The following is a 3,319-nucleotide window of genomic DNA, read 5'->3' as shown; positions in this document are numbered from 1 at the left end:
ACCCCGGCGTGGGCCCCTCCCCCATGTCCGGCATCCGCTCGCCGAGTTCCGGCTTCCAGTGGTCGATGACCGCCACTCCGGGGTCCACCAGCTCGTACCCCTCGAAGAAGCGTTCCACCTCGGCGCGCGTACGCAGCGCCAGGGTCATGCCGCGTGCCTCGTACAGCTCGGCGGCCTGCTTCGCCGTCTCCGGCGTGAACTCGCCCGTGCCGTGCGACAGCATCAGATGGCTGCCGGACGGCAGCGCCCGCATCAGCCGGTCCACCAGGTCGTACGCGCCGTCCTCGTCCGCGATGAAGTGCAGCAGCGCGACGAGCGACAGGGCGATCGGCCGGTCGAAGTCCAGGATCCGTGCGGCCTCTTGGAGGATTCTCTCCGGTTCGCGGAAGTCCGCCTGGATGTACTCGGTGGCGCCCTGCGGCGTCGAGCGGAGCAGCGCCTCGGCGTGGGCGAGGACGATGGGGTCGTTGTCGCAGTAGACGACGCGCGCCCGCGGGGCGATCCCCTGGGCGATCTGGTGGAGGTTCGGCTCGGTCGGGATGCCCGTGCCGATGTCGAGGAACTGCCGTACGCCCTGGTGCGCGAGCCAGCGCGTCGCGCGCTGCATGAACGCGCGGTTGGCCCGTGCCGTCGTCAGGACCCGCCCGTCCATGGCGACGAGCTGGCGGCCCATCTCCTCGTCCACCGGGTAGTTGTCCTTGCCGCCCAAGAACCAGTCGTACATCCGTGCGGGGTGCGGCTTGCTCGTGTCGATGTACGACGGGTCGGTCATGGCAGCTCCATGGATAAGCGGCGGTCGGAGAGGGCGGTCACGACAGCAGGAAGTCGGGCGGTCACGACAGCAGGAAGTCCGCTTCGCCCGCCTTCGCGCCCTGTATGAACGCGTTGATCTCCCCGTGCGTGTAGATGAGCGCGGGGCCGTCGGGGTCGGCGGACTGGCGCACCGCGACCCTGCCGTCGGCCAGCTTCATGGCCTCCAGGCAGTTGCCGCCGTTGCCGCCGCTCCACGGCTTGTGCCAGCCGTCGGTGCCGAGGTCCCGGGCGGGCATGCCGTTGTAGATGCGGGACTCCCCGCGGGACTCGGCGCGCGAGTCGTCGCGGGCCCCGGGTGAACGCGGACCGGCGGGGCGCGTTCCGGCTCGATGTCGGTCCATGTCACAGCTCCTTGCGGACATCGCGGAGGATGTCCTTCGTGCGTTGTGCCGTGGCGGCCTGCGCCGCCATGCGGTCCATGACCTCCAGGTGGGTGGCCACCTCTTTGCGCGCGTCCAGGTAGACGGCGCCGGTCAGGTACTCGCTGTAGACCATGTCGGGCAGCTCCGCCATGGCGAAGCGGAAGAGCACGAACGGTCCGTACGTTCCGGGGTGCGGGCCCGCCGCGAACGGCGCGACCTGGAGCGTGACATGGGGCATCTCGGTGGCTTCGAGCAGCCGGTCGAGCTGCTCGCGCATCACCTCGGGGCCGCCGACGGGCCTGCGCAGCGCGGTCTCGTCCATCACCACCCACAGCCGGGGCGCGTCCTCGCGGGTGAGCAGCGTCTGGCGCTCCATGCGCAGCGCCACGTACCGCTCGATGTCCGCGGGGCGGGTCTGGCCGATGGCGCCGGAGCGCATCACCCCGCGCGCGTACTCCTCGGTCTGGAGCAGGCCGGGCGCGAAGTGCGGCTCGTAGGACCTGATGAGGCTGGCCGCGCCCTCCAGGCTGACGTACATGCTGAACCAGCCGGGCAGGATGTCGTGGAACCGCTGCCACCAGCCCGGCTTGTTCGCCTCCTCGGCGAGGGTGACGAAGGCGTCGGCCTCGTCGTCGGCGACGCCGTAGGCCTTGAGGAGCAACTGGAGGTACGGGATCTTCAGCGCGACCTCGGCCGTCTCCATGCGGCGGACGGTGGCGGGGGCGACGCGCAGGATCTTCGCCGCCTCCTCGCGTCTGAGGCCGGCCCCCTCGCGCAGGTCCTGAAGGCGACGACCGAGAACGACCTGGCCGACGGTCGGCGCGGACCGCGGTTCGCTCACGTCTCCTACCTCCACCTGGCTGCGCGTTGCCGCAACTCGCACCGGACGCGTTGGGGACTCATAGGGAGTCGTACGGGCTCATACGGAACTCATGGCGCGACGCGAGCTGTTGCGAGCAGTGTGCCATGAGCCGTCTCGAAGGAATACGCCACTGTGCACATTTCAGAGTGGGTCTTGCCAAGGTGTTCGGGGCGGGGCGATAGTGGAGAGCGTGACTCCGCCCGCGCCGTTAGGAACCGAAGCCGCCGAAGGCCGTCTTGGTGATCCCGCCGAGGAACGTCCTGTGTGCGTTGCCGAGGTCTGCGTCAGTTTCGCCCTCGCCCCGCGACCGGGCTCCGTAGCGCAAGCCAGACGGCTGATGCGCGTGCGGCTCGGCGAGTGGGCGGTGCGGGACGACGACGCCTGCGACGCGGCGGCACTCATACTCTCCGAACTGGTCACGAATGCCGTGGTGCACACCGCGAGCCGGCGGATCATCTGCGAGCTGTGCGCAGATCCGGAGAAGCTGCGAATAGCCGTGCGTGACGAAGGCTGCGGTTCAGGGGTACCGCGCCCGGTGCACAGGGGAGCCGACGAGGAGCACGGGAGGGGATTGCTTCTCGTCGACGCGGTGAGCAGTGCGTGGGGCGTCCACGACGCGGGGCCCGGAATCGGGCGGACGGTGTGGGCGGAGTTGCGGCGGACGGCGGCGGGAGCGCCGGAGTTCGCGTAGACCGGAGTACGGAGGTGCCCCGGAGTCCGGATGTACCGGAGTACCGGAGTACCGAAGAGCCGAAGTACCGCTTGTGACGGCGTGGACCGGAACGACAGCGTCGGCACGTGCGGAGAACGGGTGAGTCGAGCGTGGCAGTGACGCGGGCGGGGGGCATGTGAACGCGGGAATGGTGCGGCCGTTGGATCTGAACACGTTGGTCCGGCTCTCCCGGCGGCGACAGCGGGCCGGGGTCCCGCCACCCCCGCCCCTGCGGCTCGATCTGCCCGAAGGCATGACCGAACCGCTCGGCCGCGACGCGGTGGCGGTGCCTGCGGCGCTCGGGCCCCGGCTGATGTCGCGGCTGCCCCGGGTGGGGTGCGTGTACGAGGACGGGCCGCGCTGGTGGTGGATCGTTCCGGCGGACTCCGACGTCGCCATGGAGTGGCCCTCGCCGGCCGCCTACTCGGCGGGCGCGGTCGTGCGGGACGGCGGCCGCCGGGCCCCTGTGCTGATCAACCGGCCGGAGGGCGATGTGCCCTACACCCCGCCGATCCCGCTGTATCTGGCGCTGTGCCGGGCGACGGGGACGACACCGGGGTGGTCCCGGGT

The 3,319-nt window shown here is 70.7% G+C and carries 5 protein-coding genes; 2 read left to right on the top strand and 3 right to left on the bottom strand.

Translation table 11 applies throughout. From position 1 onward, the window contains the following. From GKQ77_RS30370 to GKQ77_RS30360, 3 genes are all read right to left on the bottom strand, one after another. Positions 1-772, bottom strand: a 772-nt coding sequence (locus tag GKQ77_RS30370; RefSeq protein ID WP_219692332.1) for an SAM-dependent methyltransferase, incomplete at its 3' end; no start/stop codon positions are given. Between the two features lie 61 nt (positions 773-833). Next, positions 834-1,154, bottom strand: coding sequence for a DUF397 domain-containing protein (locus GKQ77_RS30365; RefSeq protein WP_125512129.1), 321 nt, complete (start codon positions 1,152-1,154; stop codon positions 834-836). 1 nt (position 1,155) lies between these two features. Then, the gene (locus GKQ77_RS30360; protein ID WP_219692331.1) at positions 1,156-2,016 is read right to left on the bottom strand and encodes a Sco1979 family transcriptional regulator; all 861 of its coding nucleotides are present in this window, start codon (positions 2,014-2,016) and stop codon (positions 1,156-1,158) included. Positions 2,017-2,299: 283 nt separating this feature from the next. Between GKQ77_RS30360 and GKQ77_RS30355 the strand changes: the two genes are divergently transcribed. Next, positions 2,300-2,728 (top strand): ATP-binding protein, encoded by a 429-nt coding sequence (locus tag GKQ77_RS30355; RefSeq protein ID WP_308117830.1) that lies wholly within the window; start codon positions 2,300-2,302, stop codon positions 2,726-2,728. A 169-nt stretch (positions 2,729-2,897) separates the two neighbouring features. Then, a partial coding sequence (locus GKQ77_RS30350; protein ID WP_219692333.1) for a hypothetical protein occupies positions 2,898-3,319 on the top strand: 422 nt, incomplete at its 3' end.

Source organism: Streptomyces anatolicus (genome assembly GCF_019400875.1).
In the GTDB taxonomy this organism is placed as follows: Bacteria; Actinomycetota; Actinomycetes; order Streptomycetales; family Streptomycetaceae; genus Streptomyces; species Streptomyces anatolicus.
Note: the sequence above shows the minus strand (reverse complement) of the source record. Positions and strands in the feature narration are given on the sequence as shown.

Bases quoted from the DNA above. Each gene is read 5' to 3' on its own strand.
- GKQ77_RS30365 (WP_125512129.1), bottom strand. From the start codon at position 1,154: ATGGACCGACATCGAGCCGGAACGCGCCCCGCCGGTCCGCGTTCACCC.